Consider the following 1,602-nt stretch of genomic DNA (forward strand, 5'->3'; position numbering starts at 1 on the left):
ATTGTTATAAATAATAATACATACTTTATAAATTAAAAAGTATGTATTATAAGTGTAACTTGTTGATATATAATGTTATTAACTTACTCTCTAAAAGTATGTTTTTCAAAATAAGCAAGTAGTATAAAACGCATCGTTTTATTAATTTTTATACTAAAATCAGAAAATAGCAAGGTGTGTTATTTGTTGCAAAAAATTTAGGATAATGACATGAAAAAACCTCCAAGCGGAGGTTTTATATTTATTACAGAATATATAAAATTATTCTTCAGATTCAATAGAAGTAACAGTTTTAGAACAATCACCAAGACAAGATGTACAAGATTTTTTATTTGCAGCAGGAACACAACCGTTAGTACCAGAACACGCTTTGCTTGTACAAGAAATACCTGCAACTAATAAAGAAATATCTCCATTATTATTACTTTCTTCTAATAAAGTCGTTGTCACTAAGCCATTGTCAGATAAACTTCTTAAATAATATGAATTATCAATATTAATAATCTTAGATTCGTTATAAGATAAACTATTTTCATTAACAGGATCTATAAGATTTTCTATACCTTTATTAATAGATGACTTTGATACTAATAAATTAATTTTACCGTCTTTAATATTTGCAATTTTTCCACCCACAATTGAATTTTCAATCTTTGCATTTGCGTCAGCTTGAGAAATATCTTCATTTTTACTATCATCAGAAGAGCAACTAAAAACGATAAATGAAAGTAAAAATAAACAAAATGTTTTTAAGTAATGTTTTTTCATAAGTAGTATTTTTAAGTATTATATATTTATAAATGTATAAAATAATATCCAATATTTAATTAAAAACAAAATAAATAATATTAAAATTTATGAAAAACACATTGAAAAGGTACTTAAAACAAGTGAATCTCTAATAAAAGTAATCTACTGAACATAATTAGTATTATAGGGTATTAAAAAACCTCCAATTAGGAGGTTTATATTTATCTATTAAGCATGAACAGGATTTACTTGTATTTGTCCTCCCACAGCTTTTAAAACTTTCATTATAGTCCCAAATTGAGGTTTTGATCCATCAGATAAAGCTTTATATAAACTTGGACGACTAAGACCTGTTTCTTCTGCTATTTTAGTCATTCCAATTGCTTTTGCAATGTTTCCAATAGCAGTGATGATTTCATTTTCATTACCATCTTCTAAGACTGCATTTAAGTATTCAGCAATCATTTCATTACTATCTAAATAATCGGCTATATCAAATTTTGATGTTTCCATGTTTCTTTATTTTTTTAATTTATCCCATATTTCTTTAGCTTTCTCAATATCTTTTTGTTGAGTAGATTTATCTCCTCCGATAAGCAGAATTACTATTTTACCATCCATTTCTTTGAAATACACTCTATATCCTTTAGCATAGTTGATCTTTAATTCTCGAATTCCATTGCCAACAGGTTCACAATCTCCAAAGTGTTCTTCTTTTTCTAATTTTTGAATTCTAACTAAAATTTTAGCCTTTGCTCGTAAGTCTTTTAACTTTCGAAACCATTTATCAAAATCAGTAGTTTTTTCAATAAAGTACATTTCTTTTTGTATTCACTTGGATACAAATTTAAT

The 1,602-nt window shown here is 25.7% G+C and carries 3 protein-coding genes; all 3 read right to left on the reverse strand.

Annotated features, from left to right (window positions below; translation table 11 throughout):
• Positions 1 to 261: 261 nt before the first annotated feature.
• The gene (locus QHG34_RS15780; protein ID WP_188320254.1) at positions 262 to 768 is read right to left on the reverse strand and encodes a hypothetical protein; all 507 of its coding nucleotides are present in this window, start codon (positions 766 to 768) and stop codon (positions 262 to 264) included.
• A gap of 210 nt (positions 769 to 978) precedes the next feature.
• Complete coding sequence (locus QHG34_RS15785; protein WP_219034831.1) at positions 979 to 1,263, reverse strand: addiction module antidote protein; 285 nt, start codon at positions 1,261 to 1,263, stop codon at positions 979 to 981.
• A 6-nt stretch (positions 1,264 to 1,269) separates the two neighbouring features.
• Positions 1,270 to 1,569, reverse strand: a complete 300-nt coding sequence (locus tag QHG34_RS15790) for a type II toxin-antitoxin system RelE/ParE family toxin (RefSeq protein ID WP_219034832.1) — start codon at positions 1,567 to 1,569, stop codon at positions 1,270 to 1,272.
• Positions 1,570 to 1,602: the final 33 nt, after the last annotated feature.

It is taken from the genome of Empedobacter sedimenti (assembly GCF_030005555.1).
GTDB lineage: Bacteria > Bacteroidota > Bacteroidia > Flavobacteriales > Weeksellaceae > Empedobacter > Empedobacter sedimenti.